15 protein-coding genes and 1 pseudogene are annotated in these 21457 nt (G+C 73.8%); 9 read left to right on the top strand and 7 right to left on the bottom strand.

What is annotated here, in order from left to right:
* Position 1: 1 nt before the first annotated feature.
* Positions 2 to 643 (top strand): HAD hydrolase-like protein, encoded by a 642-nt coding sequence (locus O7604_RS12210; protein WP_174536489.1) that lies wholly within the window; start codon positions 2 to 4, stop codon positions 641 to 643.
* A 9-nt stretch (positions 644 to 652) separates the two neighbouring features.
* Here O7604_RS12210 and O7604_RS12215 read toward each other — a convergent pair whose 3' ends face one another.
* Complete coding sequence (locus O7604_RS12215) at positions 653 to 1309, bottom strand: response regulator transcription factor (RefSeq protein WP_269703892.1); 657 nt, start codon at positions 1307 to 1309, stop codon at positions 653 to 655.
* A 102-nt stretch (positions 1310 to 1411) separates the two neighbouring features.
* Positions 1412 to 2716, bottom strand: a complete 1305-nt coding sequence (locus tag O7604_RS12220) for a sensor histidine kinase (RefSeq protein WP_281579681.1) — start codon at positions 2714 to 2716, stop codon at positions 1412 to 1414.
* Between the two features lie 390 nt (positions 2717 to 3106).
* Between O7604_RS12220 and O7604_RS12225 the strand changes: the two genes are divergently transcribed.
* From O7604_RS12225 to O7604_RS12250, 6 genes are all read left to right on the top strand, one after another.
* Positions 3107 to 3877 carry a redox-sensing transcriptional repressor Rex gene (locus O7604_RS12225; protein ID WP_269703894.1) on the top strand — a complete coding sequence of 257 codons (771 nt, stop codon included), beginning with the start codon at positions 3107 to 3109 and terminating at the stop codon, positions 3875 to 3877.
* Positions 3874 to 5247, top strand: a complete 1374-nt coding sequence (locus tag O7604_RS12230) for a glutamyl-tRNA reductase (RefSeq protein ID WP_269703895.1) — start codon at positions 3874 to 3876, stop codon at positions 5245 to 5247. The genes O7604_RS12225 and O7604_RS12230 overlap by 4 nt, the downstream gene beginning before the upstream one ends.
* Positions 5244 to 6230 carry a hydroxymethylbilane synthase gene (gene hemC / locus O7604_RS12235; RefSeq protein ID WP_269703896.1) on the top strand — a complete coding sequence of 329 codons (987 nt, stop codon included), beginning with the start codon at positions 5244 to 5246 and terminating at the stop codon, positions 6228 to 6230. Before O7604_RS12230 ends, hemC begins: the two co-directional genes overlap by 4 nt.
* Entirely contained in the window at positions 6227 to 7807 is a 1581-nt protein-coding gene (locus tag O7604_RS12240) for a uroporphyrinogen-III synthase (protein ID WP_281579682.1), read from the top strand. The genes hemC and O7604_RS12240 overlap by 4 nt, the downstream gene beginning before the upstream one ends.
* Positions 7808 to 7820: 13 nt before the next feature.
* Complete coding sequence (gene hemB / locus O7604_RS12245) at positions 7821 to 8804, top strand: porphobilinogen synthase (protein WP_269703898.1); 984 nt, start codon at positions 7821 to 7823, stop codon at positions 8802 to 8804.
* Between the two features lie 460 nt (positions 8805 to 9264).
* Entirely contained in the window at positions 9265 to 9870 is a 606-nt protein-coding gene (locus O7604_RS12250; RefSeq protein ID WP_281579683.1) for a helix-turn-helix transcriptional regulator, read from the top strand.
* A gap of 32 nt (positions 9871 to 9902) precedes the next feature.
* Here the strand turns inward: O7604_RS12250 and O7604_RS12255 are convergent, their stop codons facing one another.
* The 3 genes from O7604_RS12255 to O7604_RS12265 form a co-directional block, all read right to left on the bottom strand.
* Positions 9903 to 13175, bottom strand: coding sequence for a lamin tail domain-containing protein (locus tag O7604_RS12255; RefSeq protein WP_281579684.1), 3273 nt, complete (start codon positions 13173 to 13175; stop codon positions 9903 to 9905).
* Between the two features lie 91 nt (positions 13176 to 13266).
* The gene (locus O7604_RS12260; protein ID WP_269706989.1) at positions 13267 to 14283 is read right to left on the bottom strand and encodes a GNAT family N-acetyltransferase; all 1017 of its coding nucleotides are present in this window, start codon (positions 14281 to 14283) and stop codon (positions 13267 to 13269) included.
* A gap of 67 nt (positions 14284 to 14350) precedes the next feature.
* Entirely contained in the window at positions 14351 to 15547 is a 1197-nt protein-coding gene (locus tag O7604_RS12265; RefSeq protein ID WP_281579685.1) for a murein transglycosylase, read from the bottom strand.
* 38 nt (positions 15548 to 15585) lie between these two features.
* On the opposite strand from O7604_RS12265, the gene O7604_RS12270 reads away from it, so the two are divergent.
* Both O7604_RS12270 and O7604_RS12275 read left to right on the top strand, forming a co-directional pair.
* Entirely contained in the window at positions 15586 to 15801 is a 216-nt protein-coding gene (locus O7604_RS12270) for a zinc ribbon domain-containing protein (protein ID WP_269703902.1), read from the top strand.
* 154 nt (positions 15802 to 15955) lie between these two features.
* Positions 15956 to 18715: pseudogene (locus O7604_RS12275) on the top strand (adenylate/guanylate cyclase domain-containing protein); the annotation flags it as partial.
* Between the two features lie 152 nt (positions 18716 to 18867).
* On the opposite strand, the gene O7604_RS12280 reads toward O7604_RS12275, so the two are convergent.
* Complete coding sequence (locus O7604_RS12280) at positions 18868 to 19407, bottom strand: phospholipase (RefSeq protein WP_281579686.1); 540 nt, start codon at positions 19405 to 19407, stop codon at positions 18868 to 18870.
* A gap of 163 nt (positions 19408 to 19570) precedes the next feature.
* A complete protein-coding gene (locus O7604_RS12285; RefSeq protein ID WP_281579687.1) occupies positions 19571 to 21235 on the bottom strand; it encodes a family 10 glycosylhydrolase in 1665 nt (554 codons plus the stop codon).
* Positions 21236 to 21457: the final 222 nt, after the last annotated feature.

A 21457-nucleotide genomic window follows, 5' to 3' on the forward strand; every position in this document is an offset into this window, starting at 1 on the left:
TATGCGACGCCACCTCGTGTGGGACTGGAACGGAACGCTCCTCGACGACCTCGACCTGGTGGTCCAGGCCACGAACGTCGCCTTCGCCAGCGCCGGCGGGCCGGCGGTCACCGCCGCCGAGCACCGGGTCCGCTTCCGGCGGCCGATCGCCGACTACTACGCCGAGATGCTCGGCCGGGCCGTGGACGCCGAGGCGTTCGGGACGCTGGACCGCGTGTTCCACGACGCGTACCGGGCCGGTCTGACCACCTGCGCCCTGGCCGCCGACGCCACCACCGCCATCGAGTCCTGGGAGGGCAGCCAGTCGCTGCTGTCCATGTGGTTCCACGACGAGCTGGTGCCGACCGTGCACACGTACGGGCTGACGCCGCACTTCCGCCGGGTGGACGGGCTGCGCGCCACCGTCGGCGGCGGGCACAAGGCCGAGTGGCTGGAGAAGCACCTGGCCGAGCTGGGGCTGGGCGGGCACGAGGTGGTGCTGATCGGTGACTCGCTCGACGACGCCGACGCGGCCGCCTCGGTCGGCGCCCGCTGCGTCCTCTACACCGGCGGCCTGTCCGACCCGGACCGGCTGCGCGGCAGCGGCCACCCGGCCGCCGACACGCTCACCGAGGCGGTGACGCTGGCCCGCACGCTGCCCTGACCGGCCCGGTCAGGCGCGCAGGTGGGCCAGGACGGCCAGGACGCGACGGTGGTGGGTGGTCGCATCAGGGGGCAGGTCCAGCTTGGTGAAGATGTTGCGGACGTGCTTCTCGACCGCGCCGTCACTGACGACGAGCGCCCGGGCGATGGCGATGTTCGAGCGGCCCTCGGCCATCAGCGCCAGCACCTCGCGCTCGCGCGGGGTCAGCGACGCCAGCGGGTCGTCGCGCCGCCGCCTGACCAGCAACTGGCTGATCACCTCCGGGTCGAGCACGGTGCCGCCGGCGGCCACCCGGGCCAGGCCGTCCAGGAACTCGTCGATCGCGGCGACCCGGTCCTTGAGCAGGTAGCCGATGCCGCCGCCGGCGCCGCCCGCGGTGTCCAGCAGGTCGTCGGCGTACGACACCTCGACGTACTGGGACAGCACCAGGACCGGCGTACCCGGCACCCGGCGGCGGGCCTCCACCGCGGCGCGCAGTCCCTCGTCGGTGTGTGACGGCGGCATCCGCACGTCCACCACCGAGACGTCGGGCCGGTGCGCCACCACCGCCTCGACCAGCGCGTCACCGTCGCCGACGGCCGCCACCACCTCGTGCCCGTACTCGGTCAGCAGCCGGACCAGCCCCTCCCGGAGCAGTACGGCGTCGTCCGCGATCACCACCCGCATGGGTCCGGTGTCTATCACGCCCGGACCCGGCGCCGGCCCGGCGGCCCGGATGCCGGGCACGCCACGCGCTCGCGCGACGGCCCGGAGTCCGGGCGGGCCGGGTCACCGCGGCAGTTCGGCGTGGATCCGGGTCGGCCCGTCGGCCGGGCTGTCCACCTCCAGCGTGCCGCCGGCCGCCCGGACCCGGTCGGCGATGCCGCTGAGCCCGTGGCCCTTGGCCAGGTGCGCGCCGCCGGCGCCGTCGTCGGTGACGGTGATCTCCAGCCGGCCCACCTTCCGGGTGACCTCGACCCGGCAGGTGTTCGCCCGGCTGTGCTTCGAGACGTTCGTCAGCGCCTCGGCCACCACGAAGTACGCAGTGCTCTCCACTCCCGGGTCGAGCCGCCCGGCGGCGGTGCCCAGGTCGTCGTCCACGGCCAGCTCGGTGGGCACCAGGGCGCGGGCGGCGAGTGCGGCGAGCGCGCTGGGCAGACCCCTGTCGACCAGGATCGGCGGCGCGATGCCCCGGGACAGGGCGCGCAGCTCGTCCAGCGTCTCTCGGGTCTGCGCGACCGCCTCGTCCAGCGTCTGCCGGGCCGCCTCCGGGTCGCCGGCGAGCTGGTGGCGGGCCCGGCTCAGGTCCATCGCGAGCCGGACCAGCCGCTGCTGCGGGCCGTCGTGGATGTCGCGCTCCAGCCGGCGCAGCGCTACCGCCTCGGCCGACGCGGCGGCCCGCTTCTGCTCCTCCAGCGTGATGATCCGCTGCCGCATCTCGGCCACGCCGGTGAGCAGCGAGTACGCCAGCCCGGCCTGGAGCCGGGCGCAGCCGCGCGCCACCAGCGGGAGAGTGAACAGCGCGAACAGCCCGATCGCGGTGTTCAGGGCGATCCGCGCGCCGGCCCCGTCGCCCATTCCGAGGAGCTGGCTCAGGTCCTGCTCGCCCGGGCCGCGGGGGATGGCCCAGTCGTAGGTGATGTAGAGCGTGCCGCCCAGCGCAAGCACCCACCAGACCACGAGCAGCACGAACGTGGGCACCGCCACGAGCAGCCGGACGAACGCGTGCAGCAGGTCGAGCCACGACTGCGCGTCCCGGATCGGGGTGAACACCCGCCGCCAGAACCGGGCGCCCGGCTCGGGCGTGCGGTAGACCGGGCGTACCCGGGGCCGGTCCAGCACACCGGCGAGCCGGAGCCGCTCGATGTCGGCCAGTCCCCGCGCCGCGTAGAGGAAGCCGGCGAGGATCGGCAGGCCGAGCGTGGTCACCAGCAGCCCGGCGCTGAGTGCGATCCCCACCACCGCGAGCACGAAGCTGACGATCGCCAGCGGCAGGCCCACGAGCACGTAGGTGGTGTCGCGGGCGAGGCGGCGCAGGAGCCCGCGGACGGGGGACAGCGGAGTGGGCGCGGTGGCCAGTGGTGCTGCGGTCATGATTCGAGGCTATGGGCGCGTGCCCCGCCCACCCATCCCGCACGCAGGCCTCTTCGGGGTGGGGTTCTCCCTACTCGAAAACGTGAGACTCGCCTCGCCACGCCGGTCACGGAGCGCTACGGACCCCGCGCGATTGGTCAGGGAAGTCTGGATTGAGCAATAATCGCCACGCGCCGCCGATAGACGCGGTTGATCGATCTTGCGGGAATGGAGGGGCAGGTGAAGGCGCGTCGCGAGCTTTCAAGATCGCGATTTGTGCACCCCTTCACAAACACCTACTCTGTAGTTCCGACGCGCCCTGCTAGCACAGCCGGCAATCTCGGTCGCCAGCGGGAGTCCCGAAACGACCCGCCCTCGCCGCTGGTCGAGGATCGCACCGCACGGAGTCTCATGAGCCAGCACCGTCAACCAGGCGCGCCCGGTCGCACCGGTGCCGTACCGGCACTACCGGACCTGCCCGAGGCGACCGTGTCCCGGCTCCCGGAATACCTGCGTGCGCTGCACGCGCTCGTCGACGCCGGGCACGAGACGGTGTCCAGCGAGGGCCTGGCGAACGCCGCCGGCGTCAACTCCGCGAAGCTCCGCAAGGACCTCTCCCACCTCGGCTCGTACGGCACCCGGGGCGTCGGCTACGACGTCGCGCTGCTTGTCGACCAGATCTCCTCGGTGCTCGGGCTCACCCAGTGCCGGGCCGTCGCGCTCGTCGGCGTGGGTAATCTCGGTCACGCCCTGGCCGGCTACGACGGCTTCGCCAACCGCGGATTCCGCATCGCCGCGCTGCTCGACGCCGACCGGTCCCGCGTCGGCGAGGAGATCAACGGCCTGGTCGTCCAGCACGTCGACGACCTGCCCCGGATCGTCGCCGAGGAGTCGATCTCGATCGGCGTCATCGCCACCCCCGCCCCGGCCGCCCAGGCGGTCGCCGACCAGTTGGTCGCCGTCGGCGTGACGAGCATCCTCAACTTCGCACCCTGCGTACTCTCGGTTCCGGACGGGGTCGACGTGCGCAAGGTCGACCTCGCCATCGAGCTGCAGATCCTGTCCTTCCACGAGCACCGCAAGGCATCGCTGACCGCGCTCCCCGCCACCGGCGGGTCCGCCCTCACCGCCCTGCCCGGCGGACTCGCGGCAACCGACACCCAGGAGGCGATCGGCACGTGAAACTGCTCGTCGTCGGCGCGTCCTACCGCACCGCCCCGGTCGCCACCCTGGAACAGCTGGCCGTCCCGCCCGCCGACCTCACCCGCACGCTCGACCGCCTGATCGCCCAGCCGTACGTGGCCGAGGCCGTCCTGGTCTCCACCTGCAACCGGGTGGAGGTCTACGCCGCCGTCTCCGGCTTCCACGGCGGACTCGGCGACATCTGCGCGATCCTGGCCGACCAGGCCGGCTGCCAGCCGGCCGCGCTCGCCCCGCACCTCTACGTGCACTACGACGCCGCCGCGGTGGACCACGTCTTCCGGGTGGCCGCCGGGCTCGACTCGATGGTGGTGGGCGAGGCGCAGATCCTCGGCCAGCTCCGCGACGCGTACCACTCCGCCGGTGGCGCCGACTCCGCCGGCCGGCTGCTGCACGAGCTGATGCAGCAGGCGCTGCGGGTCGGCAAGCGCGCGCACGCCGAGACCAACATCGACCGGGCCGGGCAGAGCGTCGTCACCGCCGCGCTCGACCTCGCCGCCGATCTGCTCGACGGCGACCTGGCCGGCCGGCCCGCCATGGTGGTCGGCGCGGGCGCGATGGGCTCGCTGGGCGTCGCCACGCTGTCCCGGCTGGGCGCCGGCCCGCTCACCGTGACCAACCGGGGCGCCGCCCGTGCCGTCCGGCTCGCCGAGTCGTACGGCGCGTCCGCCGTACCGATGGCCGAGCTGATCACCGCGCTCGCCGCCGTCGACGTCGTGGTCGCCGCCACCGCCGCCACCGAGCCGGTGCTCACCCGCGACGTGGTCACCCGGGCGCTGGCCCGCCGGGACGCCGACCGCGGCCCGCTGGTCCTGCTCGACCTGGCCGTCCCGCGTGACGTCGAGCCCGGCGTCGCCGAGCTGCCCGGCGTCGAGGTGATCGACATCGACCGGATGGCCGCCGTCCTCGCCGACGGACCGGCCGCGGCCGACGCCGCCGAGGTGGCCCGGATCGTGGCCGGCGAGGTCGAGGCGTTCCTGAGCTGGCTGCGCGGCGCCGACGTCGCGCCGACGGTGGCCGCCCTGCGTGGCCGGGCCGAGGACGTCGTCACCGCCGAGCTGCGCCGGCTCGGCCAGCGCCGCCCCGACCTCAGCGACGACCAGCGCGCCGAGGTCGCCCGCACGGTGCACCGGGTCGTGCAGCGGCTGCTGCACCAGCCGACCGTACGGGTCCGCCAGCTCGCCGCCGAGCCCGGCGGTGACCAGTACGCGGCGCTGCTGCGCGAACTGTTCGACCTGGACGTTCCGCAGACGTCCCCGGTCGACACCGTTCCCGACGTGGTCGCCACCGACCTCGACGGCCGGCCGTCGTTCGACGCCGCCGACGTCCCGCCCACCGGAGGTGCGCGATGACCGCCCCCCTTCGCCTCGGTACCCGGGGCAGCGCCCTGGCGATGGCCCAGTCCGGCCACGTCGCCGAGGCCCTCACCGCGGCCACCGGCCGCCCGGTCGAGCTGGTCGAGGTGGTGACCGCCGGCGACAAGTCCACCGCCCCGGTGCAGCGGCTCGGCGTCGGCGTGTTCGTGTCCGCGCTGCGCGACGCGCTGACCGCGGGCGAGATCGACTTCGCCGTCCACTCGTACAAGGACCTGCCCACCGCGGCGGCTCCCGGCCTGCACGTCGCGGCCGTGCCGCCCCGGCAGGACCCGCGCGACGCGCTGGTGGCCACGAACGGCCGTACGCTCGCCGAGCTGCCACCCGGCGCCCGCGTCGGCACCGGCGCGCTGCGCCGGATCGCCCAGCTGCACGCGCTGGGCATGCAGTTGGAGGTCGCCCCGATCCGGGGCAACATCGACACCCGGGTGGCCCGGGTGCTCGGCCCGGACGCCGACCTCGACGCCGTCGTGCTGGCCCGCGCCGGGCTCAACCGGATCGGCCGCGCCGACGTCATCACCGAGACGCTCGACCCGATGCTCATGCTGCCCGCGCCCGCTCAGGGTGCGCTGGCCGTCGAGTGCCGGGCCGACGACCAGGACGTGCTCGAGCTGCTCGCGCTGCTCGACCACGAACCGTCCCGTGCCGCGATCACCGCGGAGCGGGCGCTGCTGGCCACCCTGGAAGCAGGGTGCAGCGCACCCGTGGCCGCGTACGCCGTCCTCGCCGAAGGCGAGCCCACCGACGAGGGCGACGTCAATCAGGAGATCTACCTGCGCGGTGCGGTGATCAGCCCGGACGGTACCCGTGACCTCCGGCTGTCCCGCACCGGAACGCCCGCCGACGCGGCGGAGATCGGCAAGGCACTCGCCGCCGAACTCCTCGAACTCGGCGCCGACTCGATCCTCGGCCAGGACGCACAGGCCGGCCCGGGGACCCAGCAACTTGGGAGCACAGAATGACCCGCACCCGTAAGCCCGTAGGCCAGATCGCCTTCGTCGGGGCCGGACCCGGCGACCCGGGCCTGCTGACCCGCCGGGCGCTGGACGCCCTGGTCGACGCCGACCAGGTGGTCTACGACCGGGGCGTACCCGAGTCGCTCCTGGCGCACGTCCGCGCCCAGGCCCGGCCGGACGCCGAGTTCAGCCCCGCCGAGGGTGTACCGGGGGACGTGGCGAAGGTGCTGATCTCCGCGGCCCGGGCCGGGCAGAACGCCGTGCACCTCGTCTCCGGTGACCCGTTCGGCCACGACTCGGTGGTCAAGGAGGTGCAGGCGGTCGCGCGTACCGCCGCGCACTTCGAGGTGGTGCCGGGCGTCGGCCAGGCCGAGGGCGTGGCCACCTACGCGGGTGTCCCGCTGCCGGGCGTGCGGACCGCCGCCGACGTCGAGGACGTCACCGCGCTGGACTTCGAGGCGCTCGCCACCGCCGTCGGGCGGGGTTCGCTGGCGCTCGCCGTGGACGCCGGTGACCTGGCCGCCGTCCGGGACGGCCTGCTGGCCGCCGGGGTCGACGGCACCACCCCGGTCGGGGTGACCGGCGACGGCACCGGCGAGACGCAGTACACCACCACGTCGAGCGTGGACTCCTTCGTCGCGGCGGCGCTCGGCTTCACCGGCCGGGTGGTGCTCACCGTCGGCGCGGCCGTCACCGACCGCGACAAGCTGAGCTGGTGGGAGAACCGCCCGCTGTACGGCTGGAAGGTGCTGGTGCCCCGCACCAAGGAGCAGGCCGGCGTGATGAGTGCGCGGCTGCGCGCGTACGGGGCGATCCCGTGCGAGGTGCCGACCATCGCCGTCGAGCCGCCGCGTACCCCGGCGCAGATGGAGCGGGCGGTGAAGGGCCTGGTCGACGGCCGGTACGCCTGGGTGATCTTCACCTCGGTGAACGCGGTCCGCGCGGTGTGGGAGAAGTTCGCCGAGCACGGTCTCGACGCCCGCCACTTCGGCGGCGTGAAGATCGCCTGCATCGGTGACGCCACCGCCGAGGCCGTTCGCGCCTTCGGCATCCAGCCCGAGCTGATCCCCTCCGGGGAGCAGTCCTCCGAGGGCCTGCTGGCCGAGTTCTCGCCGCACGACGAGATCCTCGACCCGGTCGGCCGGGTGCTGCTGCCGCGCGCCGACATCGCCACCGAGACGCTTGCCGCCGGGCTCACCGAGCGCGGCTGGGAGGTCGACGACGTGACCGCGTACCGGACCGTCCGGGCGGCGCCGCCGCCCGCCGAGATCCGCGACGCGATCAAGTCGGGCGGGTTCGACGCGGTGCTGTTCACCTCGTCGTCCACGGTGCGGAACCTCGTCGGTATCGCCGGGAAGCCGCACGCGCGCACAGTTGTTGCAGTGATCGGGCCCAAGACGGCGGAGACCGCCACCGAGTTCGGCCTGCGTGTCGACGTGCAGCCGCCGCACGCCTCGGTGCCCGACCTGGTGGAGGCGCTCGCCGCCTACGCCGTCGAGCTGCGGGAGAAGCTCGCCGCCATGCCGGCGAAGCAGCGCCGGGGCTCCAAGGTGCAGGGCCCGACCGCCCTGCGGTTCCGCTGACAGGAGGCCCGTCATGTCGTACCCCGAGGTCCGGCCCCGCCGGCTGCGCCGCAACGCGGCCGTGCGGCGGCTGGTCTCCGAGACCCGCGTCGACCCGGCCGAGCTGGTCGTGCCGATGTTCGTCAAGGAGGGGCTGACCGAGCCGCGGGCCATCGCGTCGCTCCCGGGGGTGCTCCAGCACTCCCGGGACTCGCTGCGCAAGGCCGCCGCGGAGGCGGTGCAGGCCGGGGTCGGCGGGATCATGCTGTTCGGGGTGCCGGCGACGCGGGACGAAACCGGTTCCGGTGGCATCGACCCGGCCGGCGTGCTCAACACGGCGATCCGGGACGTGATCGCCGAGGTCGGCGACTCGACTGTGGTGATGAGCGACCTGTGCCTGGACGAGTTCACCTCGCACGGGCACTGCGGCCTGCTCACCCCGGACGGCGGGGTCGACAACGACGCCACGCTCGCCGCGTACGCCGAGATGGCGGTGGCCCAGGCCGCCGCCGGGGTCCACGTGGTCGGGCCGTCCGGGATGATGGACGGCCAGGTCGGCGTCGTCCGCAAGGCGCTGGACGCCGCCGGGCACCAGGACGTCTCGGTGCTCGCGTACGCGGTGAAGTACGCCTCCGCCTTCTTCGGCCCGTTCCGCGACGCCGTCGAGTCGGCGCTGGAGGGGGACCGGCGCGCCTACCAGCAGGACCCGGCGAATCTGCGCGAGTCGCTGCGCGAGGTCGAGCTGGACGTGGCCGAGGGCGCCGACATGGTGATGGTCAAGCCGGCGCTGCCCTACCTCGACGTGGTGTCGGCGGTCCGGGCCGCGGTGAACGTCCCGGTCGCGGCCTACCAGGTCTCCGGCGAGTACGCGATGGTCGAGGCGGCCGCCGCGAACGGCTGGATCGACCGGGAACGGGTGATGCTGGAGACCCTCACCTCGATCCGCCGGGCCGGCGCCCAGATCATCCTCACCTACTGGGCCGTCGAGGCCGCCCGGTTGCTGCGCGAGCGCTACTGACCGGCGGTCGGCGCTCGGCGTCGCGTCGCTCCCTCGCGCCGTCGGCACGCTCACCGAGGATGCGCCCCTTGCGTGTGGTCGTCGTGCGTTGTCCACAGCCCAAGGCGGTCACTCAGCGTGTCTTCCTGGGCGGCAGGGCACCCCATCTCTCCCCGACTTTGCTCTGCAGCCACGGACGCACCTGTCACGAATCGTGAGCGCTGCCTCGGTGGCTGCAGAGCAAAGTCTGCCGAGGGCGTTCTCCTTGCGGCGACGATCTCGGGAGTTCTGGCCGGTTAAGTCCTGTTCGGGGTGGATGGGGATCGCGCGGTTTGATGCACTGCTTGACGCTGAGTGACAATCACCCTCTGTGTCTGTCGGTGGCCCGGTGCCGTGCCGGGTGGACGCCGTATCCCGGGGTTTCCACAAGGGCGGGGAGCGGGGTTGCCGGGCCGGTGCGGGCGGCGGGACCGTGGGCGGCGTGACAGACATCGCCGACACCGAGCCGAAGGCGGCCGCCGCCGCGAGCGCCGGCACCGCCGCGGCGGACGGCGGCCCGGTGGCGGACGGCGGCCCGGCGCTGCTCACCGAGCCGTTCGACGTCCCGTTCCCGGCGCCGGGGATCGTCCGGGCGGTGCGTCGCCGGGCCGACGCCAGCCAACGAGAGCTGGCCCGGTTCGCCCGGGTGCATCCGAGCACCGTCGGGCGGATCGAGGCGGGGACGCTGACGCCGAGCCTGGCCATGCTGTCGCGCATCGTGGGTACGGCCGGCTTCCGGCTCATCGTCGTCGACGAGGCCGGGCGGGTGCTCAAGCCGATGCGTGACCGGGCCGACCTGCGGGACGGCGCGGAGCGGCGGTACCCGTCCCACCTCGACATCGTCACCGACCCGGAGCCGGGGGAGTGGTGGGCCGACCGGTACGGCCTGGCCCGCCCACCGGAGACCTTCTACCGCGATCGGGAGGTCCGGGACTGGCTGCGCCGCCGTAGCCAGTGGGAGGTGCGGGTGGCCAAGTACCGGGGCGTACCGCCTCCGCCCGACCCGCAGCGGTGCGGATACCGCGGCGGCCCGCCGATCCGCCCATGAGCGAATCGACGGGCCGCCGCGCGGAACGCCGCTCAGTCGTCGTTCAGAATCGTCCCGACGCCGGACGGGTCGGCAAGGCGCAGGCCCGGCACCCCTGCCACGTACAGCGTGAGCTTCTCGTCCGCCTCGCGCTTGCGGTCACCGCGCACGGTGACCGGGAACGTCAGCGAGGTCTGGCCCGCAGCGAGCACCCGGCAGCCCACGTACGGGTCATAGTCCGACCCGGCCTGGGCGGTCGTGCCGTAGGTGGTCGCGCAGATCAGGGCCGGCTCGGAGAGCGGGCGCGACACGGTGACGGTGAACGTCATCGCGCGGGTGCCCTTGTCGCCCTCGGCGACCGAGGTGTCCGCGACGCGCAGCGAGGCGCGCGACCGGAACCGGGCCACCTGCGGGTCGTGGTCGCTGGCGCCCCGGTCACCCAGCTCCGGCGCGTCGGTGGGGTAGTCGGCGTTGATGTGCGCCGTCCGTACCTGCACCAGGTCGTCGTGCATCGGGGCGTTCACGAACAGGTTGTCCAGCGTCTGCGCCTGGCCGCTGAAGGTGTACGAGTACGCCGATGCCGGAGCGTCCTTCACCAGGTCGTCCCAGAGGTTGTGCAGCCCGGCCTCGTACAGCGGGGCGAGCTGGTCCGACGGGGTCGGGTTCTGGGCGGTGGCGATCGGGTCGTCCGGGCGGGGGAAGACGTTCAGGTCGCCGCCGTACACCACCCGGGCGTTCGGGTCGCTCGCCTCGACCGCCGCGACGATCGCCGCCCCGTACGCGGCCTGCTCCCGGCGCTGCCCGACCCGGCTGTCCGGCCCGGACGAGAAGTGGTTGGCGACCGCCCAGAGCGTGAACCGCTCGTTCGATCCGGGCGCGGCCTTGACGGTGAACCGGGCCAGCTGCGCCGCACGGGTGTAGACGTTGCTGCCGTCCACCCCGGTCGACCGGTCCACGTCGTCCGGCAGCACCGCGTTGAACGCCTTGGGGTTCTGCACGTCGGCGTTGGACGGCAGCGCCGCCGAGCGGTACCGGACCGTCGGCGCGGAGCCCAGCAGCGGGTCCGCGGCGGTCGCCTCGGCCAGCGTCAGCCGGTCGGTGCGGTAGAGGAACGCCGAGGCGATGCCCCGGGCGTCCGCGCCGGTCCGGTCGTACGCGGCGGCGTAAGCCGGACCGCCGTGCGCGGCGATGGTCAGCGCCAGCTCCTGCACGGTGTCCGGCGCGCCGTCGGCGTTGTTGGTGTCGCCGCAGGCCAGAGCGCCGTCGACCACCGAGCAGATGTCCTGGTCCTCGGCCTCCTGCACCAGGATCAGATCCGGGCTGTGCAGCGACTGGACGATCTGCCGGGCCTGCACGGCCAGCCTGGCGGCGTACGCCTCCGGGCTCGCCGGCACGTAGTCGAACGGCGGGCTGACCCCGGGGCACCCCGTGTTGCCGGCGAAGTCGCAGCCGTCGAACGGGTCGTCCCGGTAGTCGTACAGGTTCTCCACGTTGTAGGTGGCGATCGCGACCTCGCCGCCGCGGTCGGCCGGCTGCGGCGGGTGGTTCGCGGCCGGGTCGGCGCCACCGGTCAGCGTGAGCTGCTCCGGCTGCACGCTGTACTTGCTGAACGCGTACGAGACGGAGCCGTAGGCGTCCTCGGTGAGCGTGTCGAACGTGCGCGCCTCGGGCAGCAGCGCCCGGGAGTCACCGGCTGTCGCCTTCACACCGCCGGCGCCCAGCAGGACGCGCTGGTTGTTGCCGTTGTCGAACAGCGCGCCGGGGATGTCGTCGAGCGGGTGCGCGTCCCGGAACACCCGCCGGGCGTACGGGTCGGACCGCTTCATGATCGGGTCCTCGCGGTCCAGCACGTAGATCTCGGAGTCGGCGGTGGACGAGTAGATGTGCCGGGGCGCGGAAACGCCGCTGCCGGCGCGTACCCGCATCCGCTCGCCCTCGTGCCGCTCCCAGAACAGGTCGGCGGCGGCCGCCTCGGCCGGCGGGACCGCGTCGTCGACCCGGACCGCGGTGTCCACGTCGAGGCCGGAGTCCAGCTTGCGGACCAGCGAGGCGCCGGAGAGCTGGGTCTGGTTGAAGTACTCGGAGACCCGGCCGCGCAGCACGACCTCGTCGCCGACGGTCGGGGCGTACCCGCCGATCAGCGTGGTGAACGAGCCCATGAAGACGAACAGGCCGTCGGAGGTCAGCGGGTCGCCGTCCTCGGTGCCGAGCCGGCTCTGCAGGTAGAAGCCCCACTGGTCGGCCCCGGCCGAGCTGCGGGTCAGCGACATGCCGGTGATGACGCCGCGTACGTCGTACAGCGTGGAACTGGTGCCGTTGCCGCTGGCCGGCGCGAGCGGCGACCGGTCGGTGCGGCCGTCCTCGTCGTCGCCGGTGCGGCCCTGCACCTCGCCGATCGACAGCACGCTCGTGGCCTGCACGGTGAGCGTGCAGGTGGCGCTGTCGCCGTCGGCGTCGGTGGACGTCACGGTGACCGCGTAGCTGCCGGCCGGCAGGCCGGTGGCGGTCAGCGTCGCGGTGGCCGTACCGCCGTCCGCGGTCGCCGGGGTGAACGCGGTACGGCTGATCGAGCCGCTCGCCGGCACCGGCACGACCGAGGTGACCGCCAGGTCGGTGATCGTGTCGTCGGCGTCGGTCGCGGTCACCTCGCGGGTCGCGGTGGCGCCCGCCGACAGCGTCAGCGCGCCGCCGCAGGCCAGGGTGGGCGGCTGGTCGACCGGCCCGCCTCCGCCGACGGTGTGGCTGCCCAGCCCGTCGAACGTGTCGGTGGCGAAGCCGGCCCACTGCGCGGCCGGGTCGAACGGGTCCGCCGGGTCAGTGTCGCCGGCGGTCACCGAGGGCAGGCGGCGCAGCGTGTTGTCCGCCGTGCTGGTGAGCCCGCTGCCCCACTCGCTGCCCGGGTCGACACCGACCTGGCCGAGGGAGTCGACCACCGTGTCACCCTTGCGCAGCACGATCGCGTCGTCGCCGTTGAACAGCGAACCGGAGTACGTCTGGTCGGCCTGGGCGAGGATCGCGGGGGCGGCCGCCGCGGCGGCGAAGACGAACACGTCCCCGGCGGCGACGCTCCCGGTCAGGGCCACGTTCGTCGAGGTGGTGGCGCCGTTGAAGAAGAGCTGGAGCTGGTAGCCGCCGGCAGCCAGGTCGATCGGGGCACCGGTGCCGTTGTACAGCTCGACGGCCTTGTTGTTGGACGACCCCTCGACGTACTCCGAGATGAAGAGGTCGGTGGGCGCGGCGCTGGCCGCGGTGGGTGCGACAGCGATCGCCGTGAGGGTGACGGCGGCGGTGGTCGCGAGCGCGGCGAGGGTGCGGCGCGGGCGCATGGGGCCTCCACGATGGGTGGACAGGAACTAACGAACGTTAAGGCTCTCGTGGGTCCACCGTCCAGCCCATCGATGGCCGGGCGGTGAACGGTCAGCGGTGACTGTCCAGCCGGTGCACCAGCTCGGCGACGTCCACACCGTATTCGCACCAGTCGCGGTCGGGGCGGTAGCCCAGCTCGGCGTTGACCTTCAACATCGACTCGTTGTCCTGCGCGTTCCAGGTCTGCACCTCGGCCACCTCGGGCTCGGCCGAGCGCAGCTCCAGCAGCATCCGTGCCTTGATGGCCCGGTCGATGCCGTAGCCGCGGTGGTCGTGGACGACGATCGTGTCGTACTGGTCGGCCCGGGTCGGGTGCTGCGCCGGCACCACCACCTCGGTCAACCCGGCGACCTCGCCGGTCTGCTCGTGCAGCGCCAGCACGATGTACGGCTTCATGCCGCGCCGGTGCAGCGTCGCGAGGCTGTCGCGCAGGCGGTCCGGGTCGTAGGAGCTGGGCCGCAGCTCCACGTCGTCCACATCGCGCACCTCGGCCTTGGCCCGCGCGTACGCCTCGATCAGCTCGTCCGGCGGGCCGCCCGGCCAGAACTCCACGCGGTAGCCCGCACCGACCCCGGCGGCCATCTCGGAGAGCGCCGGCCAGTCCACCGAGCGCAGGTCGAGCACGCTGCGGGTCTCCACGTAGTCGCGGGTGAAGCCCAGCGACTCGTAGAACCCGACGGCCGGGGTGTCGCCGACCACCTCCACGCCGATCGACTGGAAGCCCTCGTCCCAGACCCGGCGGGCGGCCACCCGCACCAGCTCACGGCCGATCCCGCTGCGCCGGACCGCCGGGTGCACCAGCACCTCGAGCACGCCGATTCCCCCGAGCAGCAGCACGTGCACATGCCCGAGGATCGCTCCGGGCGTGCCGTCCGGGTCGGCGTCGTCCTGCGCTACCCACGAGATTCGCCGCTCGCCGGGCATCACCTCGGACAGATACTCCCGCATGGAGCTCTCCCGCCATGGCGGGTCCTGCGGCAGATCGGCCGCCAGGACCGCGTTCAGCGTGTCCAGCAGGGACGCGATCTCGGCGGACGACGCGGTCCTGGGATCCCACTCGCGCACCATCACCCGTCTAGCTTGCCGTCAACAGCAGCCGGGGGGAAGGGTTGAGTCCGCGAATGTACGCGAGCCGTCACCTCACGTTGCGGCTGATCCTGCCGTACTCGTCGGCCTTGTCGAAGACGGCCTGGGCGTACCGACGCACATCGTTGTAGGAGAGGATGGCCCCCCACCAGTCACCCGGGATGGTCATGTTCCGGCCGCCCTTGCACAGGTAGAGCCCGGCGGCCAGCGCCGCGTCGTCGATGTCGTGCGGGTTCTTCACGCCGTCGCCGTCGGCGTCCGCGCCGATCTCCTGCCAGGTGGTCGGGATGAACTGCATCGGGCCGAGCGCCCGGTCGTGGACGCGGTCGCCGTCGAGCGCGCCCTGGTCGGTGTCGAGGATCCGGGATCGGCCGCCCTGCCCGTCGAGCGGCTCCCCCTTGATCTCCGGCAGCGCCCGGCCGTCGGCTTGCAGCGTGGCGCCGTTCGCCGCGCCGTGGCGCGACTCGACGTAACCGATCGCGGCCAGCGTGGTCCAGCTCAACTGGCAGGCGCGGTTGGTCTGGGCGAGCACCAGTTCGGCGTACGCGTACGCCTGGAGCGCCACCGCGGGGATGCCGGTCACCGCGCCGACCCGCTGCGCCCAGCCGGCGAGCGCGTCCGCCGGTCGCCCGGTGGGCAGCACCGGGGCGGTGGTCGCACCGGGCAGCGGCGTGCCGGTTGGTGCGGCGGTGCCGGGCAACCCGGTCAGCTCCGGCAGCGGAGGCGTGGCGGGCGCCTCGGCGGTCTGCGGCACGGTCGCCGACGGCGTGGCCTCGGCGACCGGTTCCGGCCGGCCGATCGCCGCCGGCACGACCACCGCGCCGGCCGTGGTGGCGGCGGCGACCAGCGCGAGCAGGAACAGCGCGGGCAGCGCGGTGCGCCCGCCGGGCCGCCGGGACCAGGCGCGGGTGGCCCGGGCCGCGCCGACGGCGACCTGCCTGGGGCGCGTCCGGACGGCGTGCGCGAACGGCATCCGCCGACGCCGCCCGCCGCCCTCGGCCGCCGCCTCGACCTTCGTCTCCGGGCCGGAGTCCGTCTGCTCGCGCCCGCCGTCCGCCCCGGGCTCGGCGTCGGTCTTCGCGCCTGGCTCGGTGTCCGCGTCGGCGGGCGGCTTCGGGGGGAGGGAATCGCGCTCGCGGCGGGGCTGCGGGATGGACCGGGCGCCGTCGTCGGGTGGCGCGGCGGGTCGCAGGGGCCGGGCCGTCGCTCGCCGTTCGCCGTCCACCACCCGTCGAGTATCACCCATCCGTGTGACGACGTCAGGCCCGGCCGTACGCTTGGGACATGCCCCGGTACGAGTTCCGTTGCCGCGCCTGCGGTGACACCTTCGAGGTCAACCGCCCGATGGCCGAGGCCGCCCAGCCGGCCACCTGCCCGCAGGGCCACGCCGACACGGTGAAGCTGCTGTCCACGGTGGCGGTCACCGGCCGGGGCGGCGCCGCTCCGAGCGGTGGGATTCCCAGCGGTGGTGGTTGCTGCGGCGGCTCCTGCGGCTGCTGACTTTCCGCCTTCCGTCCCGCGAGTCGATAGGGTCTTGCCGCCGGTGTGATCTTTTGGCACCTTGGGGCGGAATCTGCCCAGCCGTTCTCACGATGCGTGACGGCACGACCATAGGGCAGCATGAACCCGACGTCACCGGGCGGAGGTTCGACGTATGTCGCAAGGACACCACCTCCCCAGCGGGTGGGTGACCTTCGTGTTCACCGACATCGAGGGCTCGACGCGGCTGGCCCGGATGCTCGGCCCGGTCTACCGCCCGGTCCTGCACGAGCACCGGCGGCTGCTGCGCGACACCCTGGCCGGCACCGACGGAGCCGAACTGCTGACCGAGGGCGACTCGTTCTTCCTCGCGTTCCCCGACGCCGCCGCCGCGGTCCGTGCCTGCCTGACCGCGCAGCGCGCGCTCGCCGGGCACGAGTGGCCCAACCCGGACGCCACCCCGCGGGTACGGATGGGGCTGCACACCGGCTACGCCGAGCCCCGCGACGGCGAGTACGCCAGCCCGGAGGTGCACCGGGCCGCCCGGGTGGCCGCCGCCGCGCACGGCGGGCAGGTGCTCTGCTCGGCCGCCACCGCCCGGCACGCCGACCCGCTGCCGGACGGGGTGTCCCTGCTGGACCTCGGGCTGCACCGGCTGCGCGGATTCGACGACCGGGAGCGGCTGTTCCAGCTCGTCGCGCCCGGGCTGGAGCGGCGGTTCCCGCGTCCGCGCACCGCCGACGCGACAGCGCACAACCTGCCGACCCAGGTCACCACGTTCGTCGGCCGGCAGGCCGAGCGCGCCGAGCTGGGGCGGCTGGTCGAGGCGTACCGCCTGGTGACGGTGCTCGGCGCGGGCGGCGCCGGCAAGACCCGGCTGGCGGTGGAGCTGGCCTCCGGAATCGTCGAGGACTACCCGGACGGTGTCTGGTTCGTCGACATCGCCGCGGTGACCGATCCGGGGCTGGTGGCGTTCGAGATCGCCGCCGTGCTCGGCCTCCGCCCGGAGCCCGGCCGGCCGATGGTCGACACCCTCGTCGAGTACGCGGCGCCGCGCCGGATGCTCGTGCTGCTCGACACCTGCGACGCCCAGACCGCGGCGTCGGCCGAGGTGATCAGCCGGCTGCTCGCGGGTGGCCGGGGGGTGCGGGTGCTGGCGACCAGCCGGGAGTCGTTCGGCGTACCCGGCGAGGTGGTGTGGCGGATACCGCCGCTCTCGGTGGACGAGGGACCCGACGGCGGGGGGAGCGACGCGGTGGCGCTGCTCCTGGACCGTACCGCCGTGGCCCGGGGCGGACGGGCGCCGGAGCCGGCCGAGCAGGCCGACCTGCACCGGGTGGTACGCCGCCTGGACGGGCTGCCGCTGGCCATCGAACTGGCCGCCGCCCGGCTGCGGGTGCTCTCCGCCGGGCAACTGGCCGAACGGCTGGACGACATGCTGGGCACGCTCGACGCCGGGCGGGAGACGGCGGAGCCGCCGCCGGTGGAGGCGGGCTGGAGCGGCAACCAGCAGGACACGGTGGACCTGGTGGCCGCCGCGACCGGTGCTGCCCCGCCCACCCCCGCGAGCCGCGCGGTGCAGCGTTCGGCGAGCGAGCGGCACCTGACGATCCAGGCCACTGTGACCTGGTCGTACCGGACGCTCGGTGCGCGCTCGGCCCGGCTGCTGCGCTGGATGGCGGTGTTCGCCGGCCCGGTGGACCTGCCCACCGTGCAGTGGCTGCTCGACGAGGACCCGCTCGACCCGCTCTCGGTGCTGGTGGACAAGTCGATGGTGCTGGCCGAGCCGCACGCCTCCGGCAGCACCTACCGGATGCTCGACCCGATCCGGGCGTACGCGGCCCGCCGGCTGGTCGAGGCGGGTGAGGAGCAGAGCGCCCGGGACCGGCACGTCGCCTGGTGCCGGCACGCGCTGGACCGGGCGCACCTGGGACCGGACGGCCGCCCGGTGACGCTCTCCCTGTACGCGCTCGACCCGCTGGCGAACGAGTTGCGGGCCGCGTTGCGCTGGTGCGCCACCGGTGGCAGCGCCCGCTCGGGCCTGTCGCTCGCAGGCGACCTGGACCAGTGGTGGCGGGAGCGCGGACTGGCCCGCGAGGGGCGGCTCTGGCTGTTCCGGCTCTACGGCCGGCTCGCCGAGACCGGCGAGGTGATGCCGGACGCGGAACTGGCCGCCGCGTACCACATGCATTCGCTGCACGCGGGCGCGGACGGCGAGTTCGGCGAGGAGCTGCGGTACTCGCAGCGGGCCGAGGCGGCCGCCCGGCAGTCCGGTGACCGTGGGCTGCTGGCCCGGGTGCTGGCCGGGCGCGCGGCGCCGCTCGTCGACATGGGACAGTTCGCCGAGGCGGAGCGGGTCTGTCGCGAGGTGATCGACTGGGCACTCGCCCAGGACGTGGTGGGGGACGCGCTGCTGGCCGTCTACAACCTCGCCGAGCTGCTCTGGCGCCGGGGCGCGCTGGACGAGGCGGCCGACCTGCTCGCCGCGGCCCGCCCGGTCGAGGCGTCCCGGCCGGCCGAGCGGGGCGGCCGGTCGGTGGACATGCTGCTCGGGATGGTGGCCCTGGCCCGGGGCGATCTGGTCGCCGCGCACGAGCACCTGCTGGTGGCGCTGCGCTCCCGGATGAGCCACGGCTACCTGGGCCGGGCCTGCGACACGATCAACGCGATAGCGGTGCGGTGCGCGCTGGCCGGGGACGCGCTCTCCGCGGCCCGGCTGTTCGGGGCGGCGCAGGCCACCCGGGCGAACCTTCGGGCCACGCCGGGGATATACGGCCCGTACTGGTCGGCCCGACAGACGGAGCTGCGCCGGGTGCTCGGCGACGAGGCGTTCGACGCCGCCTACGGCGCCGGGGCGGGACTGCGGCTGGACGAGGTGGCGGCACTGGCGCTGCACGTCGAGCACCCGGACCTGGCTGCCGACTCGCCCCGGTTCGGCGCGCGGACGCCGGGTTCCTGGCCGGCGTTCGAGCCGCGCAGCACGGCGGGCTGAGCGGGCCGGCCGCGCGCCGACGTGCGGACGCGGCGGATCGACCGGCCGGGCACGGCGGGGAGCCCGCCGGGCGGCGGACTCCCCGGTGCGGTGCGTCAGGCGAGGGCGGCGCGGCGCTGCGCGTCGGCCTTCATCCGGGCGGCGCGGTCGAGGTCGGCCTGCGATACCGCGGCGACCGAGCCGAAGACGCTCACCGCCTGGTAGTAGGTCCAGGCGAGGCTGTAGCAGGCGGGCCGGACCACCGCGGTGTACGTGGCGCAGACCCGCTTCAGGTCGGCGTAGAAGGCGTTGTCCAGGCGGGACTTGCTGGACGAGAAGACGCCCATCGCCTTGTGGTTGCGGTAGCCGAAGTCGTGCCGGTAGCAGGAGAGCTTGAAGTTGAACCCGATCGGGTTGTCCGGGCTGGACGAGCAGTAGTCGGTGGACCAGTCGAAGCCGTACTCGGTCCAGGGCGCCCGGTTCTGCCGGGCGCTGTTCCAGGCGTTGTAGCTGGACGCGCTGGTCTGCGTCCAACTGGTCAGGACGGACAGCTTCTGCTGGGTGCTCACCGCGGCGGCGGCCGGTGTGGCCAGGCCGAGCAGTGTGAGCAGGGCGAGTGTTCCGGCGGCGAGGGTGGTGGCGAGGCGACGGGACACGGGAACCTCCGCGGGGTGGTGGCCGGGATCTCCGGATGTCGACAAGTGTCGATCAAGCGGGTGAGCTGGGGCGATGCCCCGGGAGGCGGCTCGCTGACATCCGCCCAAACAGACGAATGCCCCCGGGCCGGCGAGGCGGCCCGGGGGCATCCGGCGAATCAGATCAGCGGACGAAGCGCGGCGGGCTCGCCGGGCTCTCGTTCGCCAGCCGGTCCAGCGCGGTCACGTAGTACGTGTACCGGGCGCCGTCGGCCGCCGTCGTGTCCACCCAGGACTGGACGGCGCCGTCGGTGGCTCGGACGGTGCCGACCAGGTGGGAGGCGTCCGCGAAGTCGCAGCGCCCGGCCAGGCCGTGCCCGTCGAACCGGTAGATCGCGTACGACGCGGCGGTGCCGAGCGGGCCCTTGCCGTCGGCCGGCTGCCGCCAGCTCAGGCGTACACCGTCCGCCTCCCGCTGGGCCTTGGTGACCACCGGGAACAGCAGCGGCTTGCGCGGCAGGTGCGTCATCGTGGGCACCAGCGCCGGGCGGGAGTAGTGCTCGGCCGCGTAGATGTCGGTGGCGCCGAGCCGGTTGGCCCGCACCTGCACCGCGGAGAAGTGCACGTTGCCGAGCACCTCCGGGTACGACCGGTTGAGCGTCAGGTGGTTCGACAGCTCCTGCGGGTTCATCCAGAACGACCCGTACGCCGGGTCACCGCTCTTGTAGTCGGCCTGGCCGATGTAGAGCTGCACCCGCGTGCCGCGCACCTGCTCGGCCCACCACGGCACCAGCCGGGCGTAGTCGGCCGCCGGGTACTGGCCGATGTACCAGTAGAGCTGCGGCACGATGTAGTCGATCCACTCCTCCTTGACCCACTTGCGGGAGTCGGCGGAGATGATGTCGTACGACTGCGAGCCGGTGGTGTCCGAGCCGTTCGGGTCGGCCGACGCGTTGCGCCAGATGCCGAACGGGCTGACGCCGAACTTCACGTACGGCTTCACGGCCTTGATCTTGGCGTTCATCTCCTGGATCAGCAGGTTGATGTTGTCCCGCCGCCAGTCGGCCTTGTCGGTGAAGCCCCTGTTGTACGCCGCGAACGTGGCGTCGTCGGGCACCTGGTAGGTGCCGCTCGGGTACGGGTAGAAGTAGTCGTCGAAGTGCACGCCGTCGATGTCGTACCGCTTGACCGCGTCCATCATCGCGGTCTGGACGAACTCGCGGACCTCGGGGATGCCGGGGTTGTAGTAGAGCCGGCTGCCGGCGACGCCGGCGGGCGGGTAGGCGAAGACCCAGTCGGGGTGCTGGCGGGCCGGGCTGTCCGGGGCCAGTTGCGACAGGTCGGCGCCGGCGCCGCCGGGGGCGGGCATCGAGACGCGGTACGGGTTGAACCAGGCGTGGAACTCCAGGTTGCGCTTGTGCGACTCGTCGACCAGGAAGGCCAGCGGGTCCCAGCCCGGGTTCTTGCCGCGTACGCCGGTCAGGTACTCCGACCACGGCTCGTACGGCGAGGGCCAGAACGCGTCGGCGGTCGGGCGGACCTGGACCACGACGGCGTTGTGGTTGAGCTTCTGGGCCAGGTCGAGCCAGGCCAGATATTCGGCCTTCTGCTTGGCCACCTGGTCCGGCGCGGTCCAGGAGTCCTTGCTGGGCCAGTCGATGTTCGTCACCGAGGCGATCCACATGGCCCGGAACTGGCGCTTGGGGGTGGCCGGGTCGGTGACGCAGTCGGTGGAGGGGGAAGTGGTCGTGCCGGTGTCGCCGGGGGCGGCCTGCGCGGGCGTGCCGGCGACCAGCGTGCCGAGCAGCGCCGCGGCCAGCGCGGCGGCTCCGAGCCGAGTTGCCTTCATGCGGTGCGGTCCCTTCGTCGGGTCCGGGGGGACGGTCGGCGGCGAGGGCTCCACGGCAAGATTCGCCGCGCTGCCCAGGCCGCCGGTAGAAAACTTTCATCTATCCGTGCCCGGCGCAAGACCCCGGCCGGTGATCGATGTCCCGCGCCGTCCGACTCGGCCGGATCGTGACGATTCCGAGACCTGCGGTGCGGGATTGGAGCGGAAAACGGCTGGGTAGCT

The sequence above is a fragment of the Micromonospora sp. WMMA1947 genome (assembly GCF_027497355.1).
Taxonomy (GTDB): Bacteria; Actinomycetota; Actinomycetes; order Mycobacteriales; family Micromonosporaceae; genus Micromonospora.